Here is a 19,182-nt window from a genome sequence, read left to right on the forward strand (position 1 = left end):
CAGTACCGGTGGTTCTCGGTGGAGGTGACGGTGCCCACCCGGCGGGAGTCCCCCTCGCCGGCGGCGACGGTCAGGCGGACGAACGCCTTGTCCGTATACGAGGAGGTGAACGGCACCGAGAGGACCGGCCGGGGCAGCGTCAGCTCGGCCTCGCCACCCGGGTCGGTGGCCAGGACGAGGTCACCGGCGCGCACGTCCTCGATCGCCTTGTGCGAGCCGTCCGACATCAGCACCGGCGTGCCGGCCGGGAAGCTGTTGCACTCGAAGACGACGTCGCCCTTGCGCGCGCCCCGGATGTCGTCCGGGACGAGCTTGCCGCCGAGCTTGAGCCAGCGCAGCACGGCCAGGGAGCCGAGACCCCGGTCGAAGCCGCTGAGGTGCTCGCCGGTCACCAGGTCCTTGCCGGTGACGGCCTCGACGATGCCCTTGCCGTCCCCGATGCCCGGCAGCAGGCCGAGCAGGACCGACATGCGGCGCTGCTGCTCCTCGCTGTCCAGGCCGGAGGAGCCGTCGCTCCAGGTCTTGCCGAGGTCGGAGAAGTCGAACTCGAAGGCGGGCACCTCGCGGAGCTTCTCGGCGGCCTTCTTGATGCCGGGGACGACCTTGTTCATGTCGTCGAGGGCCTTGTTGGCTTCGCCGACACCCTGGTTGAGCTGGTCCATGCCCTTGTTGGCCTTGGCGATGGACCTGTTCATGTCGTCGAGCGAGCGGTTGATGTCGTCGACGGCGTCGTTCATCGTGTTCAGCCCGCGGTTCATCTGCGCGAAGCCCGCGTTGATGTCGTCGAGCGCCTTGTTGATGCCGGCGAGGCTGCCCTTGACGCCGTCGACCGCCGCCTGGAACTTCGGGTCACCGACGATCTTCGCCAGCATCAGGACCAGCTGGATCAGCATCAGCGTCAGCTGGATCATGACCAGGATGGTCTCGATCGTCTCCAGGACGTCCTTGATCAGCTTGTCGATGTCGGACTGGGCGCCGGCGGCGACCGCCCGGATCTGGCCCTCGACCTTCTTGCGGTACTCGGGGTCCGCGATGGTGGTCGGGTCCTGCTTGAGGGCCTCCTTCAGTTGCTCGAGTCCGGCGATCTCCTTCTTCACCGTGCCGAAGTGCTCGACGGTGTCCTTGTGGAGGTAGTGGATGCCGTACGCGAACAGGCCGATGCCCGCGCCGACTTTCACGGCCTTGCCGGCGAAGTCGCGGTAGCAGGCGGGCTTCTCCAGGAGGGGCAGCTTGCCGCAGCCGGAGAGGGCGGCGGTTTCCCTGACCACGGAGGCGAGCCGGTCGGCGTCGAGTTCGGCCTCCGCGCGGGCGAGCTTCTTCTCCGTGGCGACGAGCTGGATGCTCTGTGCGGCGAGCGCGCTGTCCTTCCCCATGCCCAGCGTCACGAAGAGGCTGAGCAGGAGGAGGAAGGAGACGCCCCGCAGTCTCGAATAGTGGTACATGTACGTCCCGTGCCGGAGGGCGCGGCGCTCCACCGGATGGTCGGTCCGGCGCGCCCGGCGCCCTGTGTTCCCCCAGGGGGACGCGACGCGTCGTGGACGCGGTGACCCCCCGATTACCGATGAGTAGCATAAGGCCTCGGCGGACCGCTCGATCATCCGGGGACGATGCCCGGGAGCGGCCGGACGGCCGCACCGCCCCGACCACCGGTGACGGCACCCCACGGCTGTGGACGGACGGCAACGGCGGCGGCCACGCGCGGCGTTGTCCGCTGCCACGGCGGCGACCGGGCGCGGTGCTTTCCGGCCGCTACGGCGGCGGCAAGGCGTGGCGCCGTAACGGCCGCTGCGGAGGCGCCGCCCGGCCGCGCTGCTCGCCCCGCCCGTGCCGTGCCGTCGTACGGCCGCTCAGTGGCGGTCCCGGCCCCTGCGCCGCTCCAGGAGCGCCTGGATCTCGGCTCCTTCGGCGGCTCGCGCCTCCGCGCGGTGCCGCTGGAGCCGCGTGCTCGCGTCCCGCTCGACGAGTTGGCCGTCCAGGTTCTCCGTACGGGGCCCGCGGTCCCGCCGGACGAGTACGGCGGCCAGCACGGCCACCACGGCTCCCGCACCGATCAACAGCCCCACGGACACCGCCCCCTCCGTAGATCGTGGCGTCACGCTACCCGGCGGACGCCGCACGGACCAGGCCGCGCGTGGTCGTCACCGCGCCGGCCGGAGCGCCTGCGACCGCAGCGGCTTCGACCGGTTCACGGAGCACCTGGGCGCATATGCGGTGGATAGTCCTACTGGATCAGGCCATCCGTCGTACCGGATGATCACGGATGAGACACCGGAACGGGAGTACGAAGCACGCCGAGCCGGCGCGTTGCCGCGCCACCCGCGACAGATGGAGACCCCCACCCGTGATAGTTCCGCCGCTCTTCTCCCCCATACCGCCCGCCATCCATCCGCGCCATCCCGACGTCGAGGCGCGCACGACGGCGTGGGCCGAGGCACACCGGATCGGGTCCGACGAGCTGCGCCGGCGGCTCGTCCAGCACGCGATCGGCTCGTTCGCCGCGCGCGTCATGCCGACCGGACGCGAGGAAGTGGTGCAGCTGATGGCCGACTTCGTCCTGTGGTTGTTCGGTGTCGACGACGGCTGCTGCGAGGAGGCGGAACTCGGCCGGCGCCCGGGAGACCTCGCGGAAACGCTTCACCGCCTGCTGCGGGTCGCGCAGAACCCGGAGGCGCCCGTGCTGCTCGACGACCCGCTGGCCGACGGCCTGCGCGACCTGCGGGCCCGGGTCGACGAGTACGGCACGGCTGGCCAGGCCGCGCGGTGGGTGTCCCACCTGCGGGAGTACTTCTTCTCGGTGGTGTGGGAGGCGTCCCACCGCGGCGCCGGGACCGTGCCCGGCCTCTCGGACTACACCCTGATGCGGCTGTACGACGGCGCGACCACGGTGGTCTTCCCCCTGCTGGAGATGGCGCACGGGTACGAACTGCAGCCGTACGAGCGCGACCACCGGGCGGTGCGCGCCGCCGAGGAGATGGCCTCGTTCGTCATCACCTGGGACAACGACATCCTGTCCGACCACAAGGAGCGGGGCGCGGGCGGCTACTTCCTCAACGTGCTGCGGGTCCTGGAGGAGGGCGGCCTCACCCAGAGGGAGGCGATGCGTACGGCCATCGCCCAGCGCGACCGTGTCCTGCTCGCCTTCGTCCGGCTCGCCGATCACCTCTCCGCGGCGGGCAGTCCCCAGATACGGCAGTACATGGCGGGGCTGCGCGACTTCGTCCGCGGTTCGCAGGACTGGGGCATCAGCTCCGTCCGCTACACGACGCCGGACGACCCGGCGGGGCTGCCCGTCGCGTTCACGGACACCCCCACCGACGACAGCCGGGAGCCACTGCCCATCGACGCGGTCTGCTGGTGGTGGGACGTGGTGCCCCAGGGCCCGGCCCCGGCGGAGCGCCCGGTGGCGCCCCGGCCGGGCGGGGGACGGCTGGTCGGCACCGCCTGACCCGCGCGCCCCGCGCGGGCCCGGCTCCGCGCGCGCCGCGCCGTAACGCGGTCACCGGCGGGCGACCACGGTCATGGGGATGCGGTCGGCGTGCGCGACCGCCGACGCGACCTCTCGGGGCGTGTGCCCCGCCACGGGGACGAGCCGCCACTGGCGGAGAATGGTCGCGACGGCGATGGTCGCCTCGGTCCAGACGAACAGGTCGCCGATGCACTTGCGGTTCCCGGCCCCGAAGGGGATGTACGCACGGCGGCCCGGGCCCTCGGCCTGCCGTTCGGGCAGCCATCTGTCGGGGTCGAAGCGGTCGGCGTTCTCGTACAGCCCGGGATCGCGGTGCAGCGCGTACAGGCTGAACGCCACTTCGGTGCCGGCCGGCATGTCCACCCCGCCCAGGGTGACGGGCTCGGTGGTCCGCCGCATCAACAGCGTGACGCCGTGCAGCCGGACGACCTCGTCGATCACCCTGCGGATGCCCCTCAGTTCGGGGACGTGCAGCGCGGTGACCGGTCCGTCACCGACGACCCGGTGGATCTCGGCGACCAGGTCCTCCTCCACGTCGGGGCGGGCGGCCAGCTCGTGGAAGGCCCACGCGAGGGTGGCCGCCGTGGTCTCGGCGCCCGCGAACAGGATGGTGGCCAGCTCGTCCCGCACTTGGACGTCCGACATACGGGTGCCGCTCTCCTCGTCCCGGGCGGCCAGGAGCAGTGACAGCAGGTCGTCGTGGTCCGTGGCCCCGGCCGCCCGCGAGGTGGCCACCACCTCGTCGATCACCGCGCGCAGCCCGGCCGCCGCCCGGTCGAACCGGCGGTTGGCGGGGATGGGCAGCCGGTCGAGCAGCTTCGGGGAGGCGGCGCGTACGAGGAGGTTGGTCAGCAGCACCGGCAGGTTCTTGCGCACGGCGTCGACGGCCGGGAGGCCGATGTCGGTGGAGAACAGCGTGCGCGCCAGGGTCTCGACCGCGTACCCGGCCATGGCCGGTTCCAGGTCGATGACGTCTCCCGGCGCCCAGGAGTCCGCGAGGGTTCGGGCGTTGTCGCTCATGATCTCGGAGTAGCCGGCGATGCGCTCCCGGGAGAACATGGGCTGGATCATCCGGCGGTGCTTCCTGTGCAGCTCGCCGTCCGAGTTGGCGAGCCCGTTCCCGGCCAGGGGCCGCAGCCGGTCGAAGAAGCGGCCCTTCTCGAACTTCCCGGCCTGCCGGACCGTCACCTCGTGCACCAGATCGGGCGTGGTCACCACGTACATGGGCATCGTGCCCAGGTCCACGCGTATCAGGTCGCCGTACTGCCGCAGGGAGGACAGGAAGCCCAGGGGGTCGCGCCACAGCGCGAGGGCGTGACCGAGGAGCGGTACCGCTCCGGGAACGCGGGGAACGGACGCGATAGGCCGCAGCTCAGCGACGTGCGACATGCGGAATCCTCTCAGGCGGGGGTCCGGCCGCCGGACGGAGCTCCCGGCCGGCAGCCGGAGCGAGGGCGGAGCCGCGCGGGTGCGCGGCGCCATGTCCCCAAGCAAGATCATCGGTACCCAAGTCTCCACGCGCTCTACCCCACTTGGGACGGGGGCCGCCTGCTTGGCAGGTGCACGGTGACAGTAAGCTGCGGATCATTGACCTTTCGTCATCCCGGTGCGGGCGCCGTCCGAGCCGCCCGCCGCTGCCCGGAGGCCACGTGACCACCCCTCCCCATGCCCCGACCGGCTCCACCGCGGCGGCCCCCGTCGGCTGCCCGGCGCACGCCCGGGCCGCCGGCGGCCTTCGCCCGCTGTACGGCCCGGAGGCGGAGGCGCAGCCCTACGCCCTGTACGAGCAGCTCCGCGAGGAGCACGGGGCAGTGGCGCCCGTGCTGCTGTACGGGGGCGTTCCGGCCTGGCTGGTCCTGGGTCACCGGGAGAACCTGGAGGTGATGCGTTCGCCGCGCTTCTCCTCCGACTCCCGGCACTGGCACGCCATCCGCGAAGGCTCCCTGTCCGCGGACTCGCCCCTCCTGCCCATCACCGCCTGGCAGCCGCTGGTCGCCCTGACCGACGGCACGGAGCACGCCCGTCTCCGGCAGGCCGTGACGGAAAGCCTGGCCCGGGTCAACCGGCACCGGCTGCGCAGGTACATCACGCGCTACACGACCCGCCTCCTCGACGACTTCGCCGGTGCCGGACGGGCCGATCTCGTGGCCGATTTCGCGAGGAAGCTCCCGGCGCTGGTCGTCTGCCAGCAGTTCGGCATCCGGGAGGAGGACGCCCTGGCCGTGGGCGCGGCCGTGAGCGACATGGTCGCTGGCGGGGAGTCGGCCCTCCGGAGCAACCGGCTCGTCGTCGGGATGATGGACGAACTGGTGCGGGAGAAGAAGCAACGGCCCGGTGACGACCTGGCCAGCTGGCTGCTGCTGCACCCCTCCGGGCTGACCGAGGAGGAGGTCCGTGAGCACCTGCGCCTGGCGCTCGTCGCCGCGCTGGAGCCCACCGCCAACCTGATCGCCAACACGCTGCGCATGGTTCTGACCGACCAGCGCTTCCGCGGTCACCTGTCCGGCGGGCAGATGACCCTGCCCGACGCGCTGGACCACGTCCTGTGGGATCACCCGCCGCTCTCGGTGGTGCCGACCCGGTGGGCGACGGGCGACACCCAGCTGGGCGGCAAGCGCATCATGACGGGCGACATGGTGATGCTCGGCCTCGCGGCCGGCAACGTCGATCCGGGGATCCGACCGGACCTCACGGTGCCCATGCACGGCAACCGCTCCCACCTCTCCTTCGGTGCGGGACCGCATGAGTGCCCCGGTCAGGACCTCGGCCGCGCCATCGCGGAAACAGGCATCGACCTGCTGCTGGAACGGATCCCCGACCTCCGGCTGTCCGTCACGGACGACGAGTTGCAGGTGGTGGGTACGTGGATGTCGCGCCGGCTGACCGGCCTGCCCGTCACGTTCACGCCCCAGCACCGGCCGAGGGTGACGGTGGGCGTCGCGCGGCCCGACGCGGCCCCGGCGCGGCCCGACACGGCTCCGGCCCTGGCCCCGCCCGGCGCGGCCCCGGCGCGGCGGGCACCGTCCCGCGGCCGGTGGTTCCGGCCCCGGTAGCCCACCGGCGGGCGCCGGCGCCGTGGCCCCCTGCCGGGGAATCAGGACCGGGCGGTTTCGGTCCGCGGGCCGGCGGAACGGCCCGGAGCAGCTCCCCCAGGGGGCGCGGGCCGGACGCCCACGCGGGCCGGGGCGCGGCGGTCGACGACGCGGGTACGACGAGACCCGGAGGACCCAGCGGTGGGCCGCCAACCGGTCGACGGCGGCCCTCACGAGGACGACGGCCAGGAACACCGCCACGAGGCCCGGGCGGGCGGGCGTCGGCGCCCCGCCGCCTGCCTGGCCTCGGATGCCAGGTCGCCGGCCGCAGCCCCCTCGCGCGCGGGGGCTCACCGGTCGGCACCGGGTGGCCGCTCCCGCGCGCGGGGCACGTACGCACGCGTGCCGCCCGTGCGGCGGTCAGGCGCGCGAAGGGTCGACGCACCGCGCCACCGTGCTCAACCCCGTTCAGCACGGTGACGCGGTGATCGCGCCCCCGTACCCGTACGGGGGCTGTGCCACGGCGTCATGCCGCCGGGCACGGCTTCACAGGCCGTTGTTCTCCGGAACACGGTCTCCCCCTCGCGCGGCGGACTTCAGGTCGTCGGTCCGCCGCTGCTCGACTATGGCCCCGACCGGGGGGTCGGGGCCATGGGGAGAAGTACGTATGGACGGGAAGACGACGGCCCGGCTCGGCGCGCCCGTACCCCCTGCCCGGCGCGGCGAGGGCCGCCTTCAGGGGGACTGGAGGGCCAGCCGGACCGCGAAGCCGATCAGGAGCACGCCGGTGACCTGCTCGACACGGGCCCGCACCCGTGGTCTGCGCAGCACCTTGCCGAGCCGGTCGACCGTGACCACGTACAGGCTGAACCACAGCAGGTAGAGGGCGGCGAACACCAGCGAGAGCGCCATCGCGCGCGGCAGCACGTTCCCGGTCGCCGGCAGGAACTGCGGCAGGAAGGTCACGAAGAAGAGCGCGACCTTCGGGTTGAGGGCGTTGGAGAGGAAGCCGTACCGGACGTACCGGCCGACGGCGGCGTCCGGTTCCGGTGCCTCCTCGCCGGGCTCTTCCCGCAGCGTCCGGCGGGCACCGCGCAGGGTCGTGACGCCCATCCAGACGAGGTAGACCGCTCCGACGACCTTGAGCACGGTGAACGCGGTCGCCGAGGCGATCAGCACCGCCGAGATGCCGAGCACGGCGGCCCCGACGTGGACGACCAGGCCGAGGACGCCGCCCACCATGGTGAGCAGGCCCGCTGTGCGCCCGCCGGCCAGCGCGCTGCGGGTGATCAGCGCCTGGTCCGGCCCCGGAATCATGATCAGTACCAGTGAGGCGGCCGCGAAGGTCAGCACGTGGTCTCCCGCGCGGTCACCGAACCGAGCGCGCCGGCCAGCGCCCGCAGTACGGGCGCCGGCCTCTCCCACAGGTAGAAGTGGCCGCCGGGGAACCGCCGTACCGTCACCTCGGCGTCCGTCACCTCCCGCCAGGCCTCCAGCCTCTCGGCGGTGACCCGGTCCTCCGTGCCGCCCAGCACGGTGATGGGCACCGACAGGGGCTCCTGCGGGCGGTGGACGTACGTCTCCAGCGCCTGGTAGTCGGCGCGCAGAGCGCGTGCGGCGAGCACGACCAGTTCCTCACAGGCCATCACCTCCTCGGGGATGCCGCCGTGCAGCCCGGCGACGGTCTCCATCAGCTCCCGGTCCCCCAGCCGGTGCAGCCGCGATGCGGCCCGGGGCAGGTGGGGGGCGGGGTAGCCCGAGACGACGAGGTGCGCGGGGAGCGGCCGCCCGGCCGCCCGCAGCGCCCGGGTGGTCTCGAACGCGAGGAGCGAGCCGAAACTGTGGCCGAAGAAGACGAAGGGCTCCCGGAACGGTCCGGCCCCTGCGAGGAACGCCTCGACGAGCGCGTCCATCGACGTGAGCACCGGTTCGTCGATCCGCGAGCCCCGGCCGGGCGACTGCACGGCGTGGATCTCGGCGTTCGGCAGGTCCCGTGCCCAGCGCAGGTACTCGGCGGCCGAACCGCCCCCGTGCGGGAAGCAGTACAGCTGGGGGGCGGCCGGCCGGGGTGCCCCGCCGAGGGTCCAGCGGGGCGGTATGGCGTCGGTCATGGCGGGCTCACATCCCCGCGGGCGGCACAGCCGCCAGGTGTCGGCCCAGGGCGTCCGCCGTGAAGTGGTCGAGGACGTCCCGCGGGCGTACCGGAATGCCGAAGCGGGCGGCGAGTCCGGCGCACAGCACGAGCGTGGTGGCCGAATCGACCCCCAGCTCGTCGAGCGGCGTGGCCGAGTCGATCTCGTCGGGCGGGACGTCGAGGATCTCCGCGAGGAAGGCCACGACCCATCCGGTGACCGCCCCGGCGGCCGGGCGGCCCGGCGCCGCCTGCTGGTCCGTCCTGGCGAGCGGGCTCGCGGTTGACGCCGGTATCTGGTTCATCGCTTCTCCCCGGGCATGAGCTCGGACGGTCCGAGAAGCTGCTCGAGGTAGCCGTCGAGCGCCTCCACCGTCGTGTACTGGAGGACCGTGCCGACCGGCACGGTGACGTCGAACGCGGTCTGCAGGTGCGTGACGAGCCGCGCGGCGAGCAGCGAGTCGCCGCCCGCGTCGAGGAAGTCGTCGTCCAGGTCCACCTGGGTCAGCCCGAGCACCTCCCGCCAGATCTCGACGAGCTTGCGCTGCCGGTCCGTGCGTGGCGGCTTGGCCGGCCGGCCCCGTGAGACGCTCCGCGCGCCCGCCTTGGCGAGCGCGGCGCGGTCCACCTTTCCGGTGGCGGACAGCGGCAGTTCGTCCAGGGCCAGGATCCGTGCCGGGACCATGTGCCGGGGCAGACGCTCGGCGGCGAAGTCGCGCAGCGCCTCGGGCGCGAACCGGCGGCGCGTGTCCGGGGCCTGCGCGACGATGACGTCGAAGCCGACGGAGGCCGGGCCGCCCCGGGTGGTGAGCACCTCGGCGCGGTCGAAGCCGGCGGCGGCGAGTTCGGCGCGCCACTGCTCGCGGGACAGCAGGCAGTGGCGGGTGCGCAGTTCGGTGTCCTCGAAGTTGTCGAAGCCCTGCTGCAGGCCCATGACGAGGTCGAACCAGGGGTGGAAGGTGGTCTGTTCGACCATCAGCAGGATGCCGCCCGGCGCCGTCAGGGACCTCAGGTTCCTCAGCGTGGGCCGGATCCGCCGCATGTCGTGCAGCACGCTCGCCGCGATGATCAGGTCCGCCGTCCGGTCGCCGAACCCCTGGACGGCGGGCGGGAGGTCGAGGTCGAACAGGTCGTACCGCAGCGCGGGGTGGTCGGCGAACTGGCCGCGGGCCCGGTCGGTGAAGTAGCGCGAGATGTCCGTGAAGAGGTACTCGGTGCGGTCGGGCGGCAGCAGCGGCAGCAGGTGCCGGGTCAGTGACCCGTAGCCGGCGCCCACCTCCATGGCCTTCAGGGGGCGGTCGGCGGGCAGGCTGCCGGCGTACGCGGCGACGGCCCGGGCGGCCGCCGCGTACGTGGGGCCGAAGAGCCGGTCGTAGACGCCGGGCGTACGGTCCGAGGCGTACAGCTCCGCCGAGTGGACGCTCTGGGTGAGCACGCCGGCCAGGCCGTCGGCGAGGGAGAGCATCCAGTCGGTGACGTCCTGCTCGATGCCCAGCACCTCCTTCAGGACGCCGCGCGCCCGTGCCTTCAGCTCCGGCGGGAGGGCGGCGGGCAGCTCACGCGCCACGGTCGGTCCGGCGGGGCCGGGTCGCAGGTGACCGGTCTCCTCCAGGCCGGCGACGGCACGCGCCAGCCAGCGTTCGTACCGGGGGGCGACGCCGGCACCGCGCAGCGCGGCCGGGTCGAAGGCGGCGCCGGGGGTGTGCGGCAGGCCGAAGGAGCGGAAGGCCGCGGCGGTCGCGGCGGTGTACACCTCGTCGAGTACGTCCCACGCGGAGCGCAGCGCCTCGGGACCAGGGCCGTCGCCGGGCCGGTCGCCCGCCGAGCGGACGGCCCGCCAGCGTTCCCGGCTCGTCGCGGGCTCCGCCCGCTCGGACACGAACAGCGTCTCGTCGCGGGGCGAGGGCACGATGTATCCGTGCAGCCGGGCGGTGCCGGCGCCGTCGGCCGTCTTGACCACCACCGAGGCGTCCACGCCCGGGTGCTGGGACAGCGTCGCCTCGATCTCGCCGAGTTCGACCCGATGCCCGTTGATCTTGACCTGACCGTCCCTGCGGCCGAGGAACTCGATGGTCCCGTCGGCGGTGTAGCGCCCGAAGTCGCCCGTGCGGTAGAGGCGTTCGCCGGTGCGCGGGTGGCGCACGAAGCTCGCCGCGGTGCGCTCCTCGTCGCCCCAGTAGCCGCGCGCGAGGCCGGCGCCGCCGATGTACAGCTGGCCGGCGGTCCACACCGGGCACGGTTCCATCCGCTCGTCCAGCACGTGGAAGGTCTGGTTGCGCAGCGGTACTCCGTACGGCACGCTCCTGGCTCCCCGGGGCACCTCGTCCACGCGGTGGTGGATGGACCAGATGGATGCCTCCGTGGCGCCGCCGAGGCTGACGACGTCGGCGTCCGGCCACAGGTCGCGGATGCGGCGGGGCAGGTCGACCGGGATCCAGTCGCCGCTGAGCAGCACCAGCCGCAGCCGGTCCGGGACCTCCCCGCCCGCCTCCAGGTGCTCGACCAGCATCTGCATCTGCGCCGGTACGGAGTTCCAGACGGTGACGCCGTGCTGCGTCATGACCTTCGCCCAGTGGGCCGGCTCCGAGCGCATGTCCGGGTCGGGCAGGACGAGCGTGGCGCCCGCGGCGTGCGTGCCGAACACGTCGTACACGGACAGGTCGAACCCGAGGTCGGCGATGCCGAAGACCCGGTCCGCGGGCCCGACGCCGAAGCGCTCGTTGATGTCGGTGACGGTGTTGAGCACGGCGCCGTGCTCGATCATGACGCCCTTCGGGGTGCCCGTGGAGCCCGAGGTGTACAGGACGTAGGCGAGGTCGCCGGGGTGGGCGGGCCCCGAGGGACGGCTGACGCCGTCACCCGGCCGGGGCGGGTTGGCCGTCCGGTCGGCGAGGACGCGCGGTACGCCGTCGGGCCACTCCAGGGCGGCGTCCAGGGCGCTGTCGGTGACGATGCCGGCCGCCGCGCCGTCGCCGAGGATACGGGCCCGGCGCCGGGCCGGGAGGGTGGTGCCGACCGGGAGGTACGCGGCACCCGCCATCATCACGCCGTACGCCGCGGCGACCTGCTCGGGCCCCTTGTCGAGGACGATGCCGACGAGGCGGTCCCGGAGGTCGTCGCCGGCCGCGGTCGCGATCCCGTGCCGTACGGCGTCGGCGCGGGCGGCGAGTTCGCCGTAGGTGACCTCGCGGGTGGCGGTCAGCACCGCGGGCCGCTCGGGGTGGGCGGCGGCGTGGTCGAGGAACGGCTCGTGGAGCAGCCCTTGTGGGCGCGGGCCGTGCGTGGCGTTGGCCCGCTCGCGGGCCGTCAGCTGGTGCCCGGGGAGTGTGACGCCCAGTTCCTCGCCCCACGGCGTGTCCTCGCAGGCCAGCCGGGCGACCGTTCCGCAGTAGGTGGCGAACATGTCGTCGAGGAGGCCCTCGGGGAAGAGTTCCTCGACGCAGTCCCAGGTCAGGTCGAGGGACCCGGTGAAGTCGACCACCTGGTGGTCGAGCCACACCTGCGGCGTCTGGCTGACCCGGTACGAGATGTCACCGAAGTACGCCATCGCGCCCGACACGTCCGCCGCGGTGCCGAGTCCGCTGGTGAACACCACGGGCATCGTCTCGAAGCCGCTCTGCAGCCCGAGCCTGCGGCGTTCGCGGAGTGTCTGCAACGCGCTGACCTGCCGGTGCCGCAGGTCCTTCTGCAACTGGGTCTGAGTGGCCTCGGCGCGCTCGGTGAGCGAGCGTCCCGCCGCCGCGTCCATCTCCAGCAGGCATATGGAGGTGAAGTCGCCGACCATGCGGCGCAGGTGCGGGTGGACGATCCGCTTGCCCGCCGCGTTCCGCTCCAGGAGCAGCGGCAGGCGGTTGAAGAGGGTGAGGTTGAGGGTGAAGCGCCGTGTGCCGCTCCAGACGGCGAGGACCTCGGAGAAGACGGCGGCGAGGACGGCGGTCGGTGTCAGGCCGCGTTCCTCGCAGCGCTCCTGGAGCCGCTTCCAGTCGGCCTCGGGGAGGTGGTACTCGCGGTGCGTGAAGCGCGGTTTGTGCACGCTGACGGGCGACTTGGCGAGCGGCAGGTCCGGCGGCGGGGCGAGTGTCGCGGCGCGCGAGGTCCAGTAGTCGAGGGCGTTGCGGTGGCGGGGTGCCCGGGAGCCGCGTTCGAGAGCCAGCGCGTATGCGCGGAACGTCACGTCCACGGGCGGCAGTTCGAGGGCGGGGTCCTGGCACAGCGCGCTCCACTCGCTGAACAGCAGGGTGAGGCTGGCCAGGTCGACCATGAGGAGGTCCAGACTGACGTGCAGCCGGTCGTGCTCGGGGAGCCGTGAGAGACGGATGTCGAACAGCGGCCAGTCGGCGGCCGTGTAGACGTGGTGGGACATCTCGTCGCGTATAGCGGTCAGGGTCCGTTCCGCCTCGTCCGGCGGGGCCGACCGCAGGTCGGTACATCGCACCCGGAACTCCGGGACCGAGGGGAGCACGTGTTGCCGGCCGTCCTCGTCCACGACCGCGCGGAGCATGTCGTGGCGTTCGATGAGGGTCCGCCAGGAGCGTGAGAGCACGTCGGGGTCGAGTCGTCGTCCCTCGAGTTCGAAATAGGCGTGCGGCGCCACGTTGCCCAGGACGAAGTTGGAGCCCCGGCCGACCCAATAGGCGTACTGGATCTCCGTCAGCGGGAACTTCTCGAACCGGTCGTCGTCCCGGGGTGACCGGTTCGCGCGACTGTTGTCCGTCATTGTTGTCCCTCTCAGTCGAGCTCCGCCGGATCTTGGCGGAGCTCGTGCGGCCCAGATAGCGTTCGTTGAAGCCGGGAGAGTTGAAGAAGCACGTACAATTGCTCCTGCGGAAGGCGCCGGCGGCGCGACGCGGCCGCCTTCGGATCGGCACGGCCCTTCCGGTTCGATGACCCCCTCGCAGTCCCCCGTGGAGCCCCTTACGGACCGGGGGTCCGCATGGGCCCGCCAATTAGAACCACCGGGGCCCGACCGGTCCACCGTGATGATGCTCACGTTTGGACGGATCGGCCGGAACGTTTCCTTCGATTTTCCGGTGGAATACCTCTCCGCCAGAGCCTTTTCTTTCGGAGGCGAATATTCCCCGCACATGCTGGATGGCTCGAATGCGGCGGGCCACGGCGGTGGTTCGGCCCGTGGGAAAGAAAACCGCGTGCTCGTCCGCGAGGCCGGCTACGCCTTGGCGGAACCCGGGTAGTCCGGGTCCTGTTCGGCCGTGGGCAGCGCGCTGTGCCCCTCGGACCAGGCGTTCACCCAGCCGCACACCCCGCACGCGTACCGGCCGTCCAGGCCGGACACCGCCGCGCCGCACGCCCGGCACTCGGTCGTCGTGATCTCAGGCGTCTGCGCCGCGGACGCGGTCATGTCCGACTCCTGTTCCGGTGGCCACTTGCTGGTCATCACCCGAGCCTAGACCCGCCGGCCCCGGCACTGCCGACGACCAACCGCAGCCTTGACTGCAGACCCAGCCCGAACCCTGCTGCAACGCCGCCGCCCCGCACCTCTGGCAGTTCACGCCCACCTCCCGGAAACGTCCCGCGCACCCGGCCCGATCCTCGCACGGGCGTGCGGGGCCCCGTGTGGCCGCGCCACCGGCTGCACCGCGTCGCCGCGCCGCTTCGGCCGTGCCGTGCGGCCGGGGCGTTCAGCAGACCCGCCGTTGGCGGATGTCCGGGAAGTGCGTCCGCCACTCCGCTGGGCGTGGGGGGCCGCCGGCGCGGCGGCACACCTCCGTGACGGCCCGGCCGGGCTCGACGGCGGAGGTCCGGCCGGGTACGTGCTCACCCGCCGCGTACAGGGTGCCGCGTCCTTGTCGAGGGCGAGGGACAGGACGGCGTCCCCGGCGCCGGCGGGCAGTGCGGTGCCCAGCGGCAGCCGGGACGCCACGCCGGCCGGGGGCTTTCCCACGACGCCGGGGTGGGGGCCATCCGTCCGGCGCACGGGGGGGGGAGCCGGTCGGACGACCGGCCCGTAGCGTCGGTTCCGGCCGCGTCGACCGGCCGGAAGGGAGACGGGACGATGAACGGACGTTCTTCGTGTGCCTTCGGGTACGCCCGGGGGGTGCGGCGCCAGGCGCGTCAGGCCCGGCGGTCGGGCAGCCCGATGGGGTTCGGGAAGCGCAGCGCGGTCGCGCAGGACTCCGACAGCGGGGTCAGCGCCGACACCAGCCGGGCGACCTCCCGCGCGGGTACGCCCTGCCAGGGCCGGGCCGCCGCGCGGTCGGTCGCCGCCTCGGCGGACGCGTGGACCCGGCGCCCGGCCTCCGTCGCCCGCCCGGTCGCGGCGTCCAGCAGGCCGCGCCCGGCCAGCCGCGCGGCTGCGGCGGCCCATTCGGCGTCCGTCCAGCCCCGGTACGGTTGCAGCTCGGCGCGCGGCAGGTCGATGCCCGCCCGCAGGACCAGCACCTCGCAGCCGTCCAGGCCCGCCGCGACCAGGGCGGCCACGTGCCCGTCGCCCCGGTGTTCGCGCAGCACGGTCGCCGCGTGCCACAGCAGGGCGTGCGGGTCCCCGGGGGCCGGCAGCGCCGCGTTCACCGCGGTGAGCGGACGGCCGGCGCAGTCGAGGCCGTCCACGTACCGAACCAGCAGCGCCGCCGCGTGCTCCACCTCCCGCTCCCGGCCCGCCGACAGCCGGGCGAGGGCCGCCCTGGCCCCGGCGCTCCGGACGCTCAGCACCTGCTCCGGGGCGACGGTGTCCCAGACGGCCGGCAGGGCCCGCGCCACCATCCCGGGCGCGAACGAGAAGAACGCGGCCGTGACCGGTGCGGGCCCCACCGCGCCCAACGGAGCGGCCCGCCCGGCGAAGTAGCCGCGCCAGAAGCCGCGCAGCCCCGCCTCCTCGAACGCGGCGAGGCACTCGGGGGCGAAGTACGTGACCGCGTGCACCGGTTCGGCCAGCGTCCACAGAAGGCGGGCGGTGTGTTCGGGCGAAGAGGCGGCGGCGGTGTCCGTGACGGCTTCCATGCCCCGCATTCTGGGCCCCGCTCCCACTGCCGCGCCAGGCGTCAGGGGCGCTGCGGCACGGGGCCCGGACCCGGGGCCCCGGACGACGGCGCGGGTGCGGTCACCTACGCCGCACGCGACCGCACCCCGGGCGCCCCGAACCGCACCCGGCCGCACGAGGCGGCCGGCCCGCAGGTCAGGCGCGGCAGCGCAGCATCTCCAGCGGCGGGTTCGCGAGGAGGTCCGCCCAGAAGTCGCCGCCGAACTCACGGACACCGGCCGCGGACACCCGCAGCGGAACCCACTCCAGGCCGCCGAACCCGGCCGCCCGCAGACACTGCTCGTAGACCTCGCGGCGCGGGGCCGTGGCGACGATGCTGATCGGCTGCGGGTCGAGGTAGGCGGTGACCCGCACCTGCGGACCCGTCTCGCGCTCCTCGCCGGTCGGTTCGCAGCGGAACCCGTAGTCCTCCAGGGACGCGCAGTCGAACCGGTAGTCGGGCTTCTGGGCGAGCACGAAGAACTCACCACCCGGCACCAGGCTCCGGTGGATGTTGCGGCACATCCGCTCCATCGCCGCGACGTCCTCGGCGTAGGCACTGCACACCCAACGCGATGTCGAAGCGGCGGTCGAGAGGCCGCAGCTCCGTCACGTCGCCGACCTCGTAGCGCACACCCAGCGGGTCCCTCCGCTCGAACTCCCGCGCGGCGGCGATCATCTCGACGGAGATGTCGACGCCGAAGACCTCCGTGGCGCCGCGCCGCTTGAACGCCCTGCTGTAGAAGCCGGTGCCGCACGCCAGGTCGAGGACCGACTTGCCGCGTACGTCCCCGACCATGCCCAGGAAGCTCGGTACCTCCCCGTAGCGCATCAACGGCAGGGCCTTGAACCCCTCGAAGGCCTCGCCGATCTCGTCGTACTGCCGCACGCTCATGTGCCGCCCCCTTCTGTTGCCTCGTCCTGTCCGATGGCCACGCCGGCGCCCTCCGGCTCCGGAGGTCCGCCGGGGTGGCGGTCGTGGGAGGAAGTCTCCTCCGCGCCCGGGCGGCCGCCGTACCGTCGGATGACACGAAGAAGTCGGCCGGTGACCCACCCATCGCCCAACACCCCTGTCGGGGCGGGCCGCCGCAAGCGCGGGCGGGGAAGCGGTACGTCAGCCTCCGGTGACCGCACCACCGAGACGCCCCCCCACGACCGTCTCGGTCATCCGGGGCGCACGGCGATGACGGCCTTGCCGTGCACGCCGCCCCCGCGGAGGCAGCGGATGGCGTCGGGCGCCTCACCCAGCGGGTAGGTACGGCCGACGACGGGCGTCACCCTGCCGGACTCGATGAGGTCGGCCAGCACGAGCAGGTCCTCGTGGCGTTCCGCCGAGAGCAGGGCACGCAGTCGTTGGCGGGTGAAGGGGGACAACAGCACCGCCCCCAGCGAGCGGCCCATGCCTCCGGTCCACCGGCCGCCGTCCTCGCCGCCGACGAGCACCAGGGTGCCCGTGGGGGTGATTACCCGGCGCAGCCGGGACAGGGGGCGGTTGCCCGCGATGTCGAGGACGAGGTCGTAGCGGCGCGTCCCCTCCGTGATGTCCTCACGGGTGTGGTCGAGGACGTGGTCGGCACCGATGGCGCTCACCAGGCCGGTCTTGGCCGTGCCGGACACACCGGTGACCTCGGCGCCGAACGCCTTGGCCAGTTGCACCGCGTACGTCCCGACCCCGCCGGAGGCCCCGATGACGAGGACCCTGTCGCCAGGCCGCACCCGCCCCTGGTCCCGCAGGGCCTGGAGAGCGGTCAGGGCGGAGACGGGTACGGCCGCCGCCTGCTCGAAGGTGAGGCCACGCGGCTTGGGCGCCAGCTTCGCCTCCGGGGCGCAGGCGTACTCGGCCCAGGAGCCGCGTCCGATGCCGAACACCTCGTCGCCCGGCCTGAACCGGGTCACCTCGCATCCCACTGCCTCGACCCGGCCGGCGAGGTCCAGGCCCGGGACGGGCGTTCTGGGCGCCCGGAGGCCGAATCCGAGGCGCACCGGGTAGGGCAGCCCGGCCATCAGGTGCCACACCCCGGCGTCGACACCGGCCGCGTGCACCTGTATGAGCACCTCGTCGTCGCCGGGCACCGGCTTTTCGACGTCCCGGAGTTGCAGCACGTCGGCCGAACCGTACGTGTCCTGGGTGATCGCCTTCATGACCCCTCGCCTTCGCCTGCCGGATACTGGAAGACCTCGTCGAGCCGGACCTCGAAGACCCGGGCGATCTGGAAGGCCATGTCGAGGGAGGGCGAGTAGCGGCCCTTCTCGATGGCGATGACCGTCTGACGGGTCACACCGATGCGCTCGGCCAGTTCCGCCTGTGTCATCTCCCCGTGCGCGAAGCGGAGGGCGCGGATGCTGTTGGTGATCCTGGTCGGCTTCACCACGGCTGGAAGCCCCGGCGGTAGGCGACGACTCTGGCGGTGGAACCGAGCACGGCCGAGAGCACGAAGGCCAGGTAGACGGCGTTGGCGATCCAGAAGTGCCGCACCTCCGCCATCGCCATCACCAGCGCGGCGACCCCGCCGACCACGAGGAACGACTGGCCCGCGTGGTCGCCGAACCGGCCGATCTGCCGGTCGCGCTCATCGGTCCCGCGCTCGCTCCTGGGCGTGGCGCCGTCCATCACCATGTGGATCACGATGCCCGCCCCGATCGCGGCGGCGATGGCGCACGACATCACCGGCACGTACGCCACATCGGCGAGTGGCGCGTTCCCCGCCCGGCCGAGGACCACGACGACGTACGCCGCGTAGGCCGCGATCGCGACCAGCCCCATGCTCCAGGCACGTTTCTCCTCGATGGACACACCGACTCCCCCATGTAAAGAATCCTTGACACTGCGAAGGTAAGCAGGGCTTTACCTCATGTCAAGGATCCTTTACATGGGATCCTCGTGCCCGGCTCCGTCCGGCATGGCTGCCTCACGCGCCGGCGGCGGTGACACCTGCGCCGTACTGGAGTTGCGCGGAGAGTGCGCCCGGCCGAAACCGACAGCGGACCGTGCGGGCGGCGGCGGCCTTCCCGGTCGCCGTCCCGCCGCCCGTACCGCGACGTGGCGCACCGGCGGACGCGAGTCGGCGCACCGGCGGTCGGGCTTCGCGCCGCCCCGCGCGGGTGGCGGAGGCCGTCGCCCGCCCCTCCGGGCGCGGCGTCGGGCTCCTCAGCGGATGTCGTGATCGGGGTGGGCGCGGTCGTAGGCGTCCCGTGACCCGGCGATGTCGGCGCGGTGGGCGAGGGACCAGTCGGCCAGCGCCTTGACCAGGTGGGTGAGACCCGCCCCGGTCTCCGTCAGACGGTAGTCGACCTGGGCGGGGACGGTCGGGTACACGGTGCGCAGCACGAGGCCGTCGCGTTCGAGCCTCCGCACGGTGAGGGTGAGCATGCGCTGGGAGATTCCGTCGATGGCACGCTGAAGCGCGCGGAACCGGCGCGGCCCTCCCGCGAGTTCGACGATCACGAGTACCGACCACTTGTCGCCGATCCGGTCCAGGACGTCACGGATGCCGCAGTCGGGGTGATCCTCGCGTCCGCAGGGGTCGAGATCGGCGGGGGTGGTGGTTACCCCGGTGTGCGTGAGTGACATCGAACT

The 19,182-nt window shown here is 73.1% G+C and carries 15 protein-coding genes and 1 pseudogene; 2 read left to right on the plus strand and 14 right to left on the minus strand.

Features of this window, described 5'->3' with window-relative positions:
* Together AC07DW_RS11815 and AC07DW_RS11820 are read right to left on the minus strand one after the other, a co-directional pair.
* A partial coding sequence (locus AC07DW_RS11815) for a pre-toxin TG domain-containing protein (protein ID WP_478857495.1) occupies positions 1 to 1,442 on the minus strand: 1,442 nt, incomplete at its 3' end.
* Between the two features lie 405 nt (positions 1,443 to 1,847).
* Positions 1,848 to 2,063, minus strand: a complete 216-nt coding sequence (locus tag AC07DW_RS11820; protein WP_478857496.1) for a hypothetical protein — start codon at positions 2,061 to 2,063, stop codon at positions 1,848 to 1,850.
* Between the two features lie 278 nt (positions 2,064 to 2,341).
* On the opposite strand from AC07DW_RS11820, the gene AC07DW_RS11825 reads away from it, so the two are divergent.
* Positions 2,342 to 3,445, plus strand: coding sequence for a selina-4(15),7(11)-diene synthase (locus AC07DW_RS11825; RefSeq protein WP_478857497.1), 1,104 nt, complete (start codon positions 2,342 to 2,344; stop codon positions 3,443 to 3,445).
* A gap of 51 nt (positions 3,446 to 3,496) precedes the next feature.
* Here AC07DW_RS11825 and AC07DW_RS11830 read toward each other — a convergent pair whose 3' ends face one another.
* A complete protein-coding gene (locus AC07DW_RS11830; RefSeq protein ID WP_478857498.1) occupies positions 3,497 to 4,855 on the minus strand; it encodes a cytochrome P450 in 1,359 nt (452 codons plus the stop codon).
* 260 nt (positions 4,856 to 5,115) lie between these two features.
* Here AC07DW_RS11830 and AC07DW_RS11835 point away from each other — a divergent pair, with 260 nt between their 5' ends.
* Positions 5,116 to 6,519 (plus strand): cytochrome P450, encoded by a 1,404-nt coding sequence (locus AC07DW_RS11835; RefSeq protein WP_478857499.1) that lies wholly within the window; start codon positions 5,116 to 5,118, stop codon positions 6,517 to 6,519.
* Positions 6,520 to 7,233: 714 nt separating this feature from the next.
* Here AC07DW_RS11835 and AC07DW_RS11840 read toward each other — a convergent pair.
* The 11 genes and pseudogenes from AC07DW_RS11840 to AC07DW_RS11890 all read right to left on the minus strand — a co-directional run bounded on the left by AC07DW_RS11840 (position 7,234) and on the right by AC07DW_RS11890 (position 19,176).
* A complete protein-coding gene (locus tag AC07DW_RS11840) occupies positions 7,234 to 7,851 on the minus strand; it encodes a LysE family translocator (RefSeq protein ID WP_478857500.1) in 618 nt (205 codons plus the stop codon).
* The gene (locus AC07DW_RS11845) at positions 7,845 to 8,609 is read right to left on the minus strand and encodes a thioesterase II family protein (RefSeq protein ID WP_478857501.1); all 765 of its coding nucleotides are present in this window, start codon (positions 8,607 to 8,609) and stop codon (positions 7,845 to 7,847) included. The genes AC07DW_RS11840 and AC07DW_RS11845 overlap by 7 nt, the downstream gene beginning before the upstream one ends.
* A 7-nt stretch (positions 8,610 to 8,616) precedes the next feature.
* Positions 8,617 to 8,934 (minus strand): acyl carrier protein, encoded by a 318-nt coding sequence (locus AC07DW_RS11850; protein WP_478857502.1) that lies wholly within the window; start codon positions 8,932 to 8,934, stop codon positions 8,617 to 8,619.
* Positions 8,931 to 13,346: a non-ribosomal peptide synthetase gene (locus AC07DW_RS11855; protein WP_478857503.1), complete on the minus strand. Its 4,416-nt coding sequence runs from the start codon at positions 13,344 to 13,346 to the stop codon at positions 8,931 to 8,933. Before AC07DW_RS11855 ends, AC07DW_RS11850 begins: the two co-directional genes overlap by 4 nt.
* Before the next feature lie 450 nt (positions 13,347 to 13,796).
* Positions 13,797 to 14,024, minus strand: coding sequence for a hypothetical protein (locus AC07DW_RS11860; RefSeq protein WP_478857504.1), 228 nt, complete (start codon positions 14,022 to 14,024; stop codon positions 13,797 to 13,799).
* 677 nt (positions 14,025 to 14,701) lie between these two features.
* Positions 14,702 to 15,586 carry an SCO6745 family protein gene (locus AC07DW_RS11865; RefSeq protein WP_478857505.1) on the minus strand — a complete coding sequence of 295 codons (885 nt, stop codon included), beginning with the start codon at positions 15,584 to 15,586 and terminating at the stop codon, positions 14,702 to 14,704.
* Between the two features lie 175 nt (positions 15,587 to 15,761).
* Positions 15,762 to 16,500 (minus strand): annotated as a pseudogene (locus tag AC07DW_RS11870) (class I SAM-dependent methyltransferase).
* A gap of 269 nt (positions 16,501 to 16,769) precedes the next feature.
* The gene (locus AC07DW_RS11875) at positions 16,770 to 17,747 is read right to left on the minus strand and encodes an NAD(P)-dependent alcohol dehydrogenase (protein ID WP_478857506.1); all 978 of its coding nucleotides are present in this window, start codon (positions 17,745 to 17,747) and stop codon (positions 16,770 to 16,772) included.
* Positions 17,744 to 17,977, minus strand: coding sequence for a helix-turn-helix transcriptional regulator (locus AC07DW_RS11880; RefSeq protein WP_478857507.1), 234 nt, complete (start codon positions 17,975 to 17,977; stop codon positions 17,744 to 17,746). Before AC07DW_RS11880 ends, AC07DW_RS11875 begins: the two co-directional genes overlap by 4 nt.
* The gene (locus AC07DW_RS11885; protein ID WP_478857508.1) at positions 17,971 to 18,399 is read right to left on the minus strand and encodes a hypothetical protein; all 429 of its coding nucleotides are present in this window, start codon (positions 18,397 to 18,399) and stop codon (positions 17,971 to 17,973) included. Before AC07DW_RS11885 ends, AC07DW_RS11880 begins: the two co-directional genes overlap by 7 nt.
* A 354-nt stretch (positions 18,400 to 18,753) precedes the next feature.
* A complete protein-coding gene (locus AC07DW_RS11890) occupies positions 18,754 to 19,176 on the minus strand; it encodes a winged helix-turn-helix transcriptional regulator (RefSeq protein ID WP_478857509.1) in 423 nt (140 codons plus the stop codon).
* Positions 19,177 to 19,182: the final 6 nt, after the last annotated feature.

Source organism: Streptomyces sp. NPDC045701, from assembly GCF_056432045.1.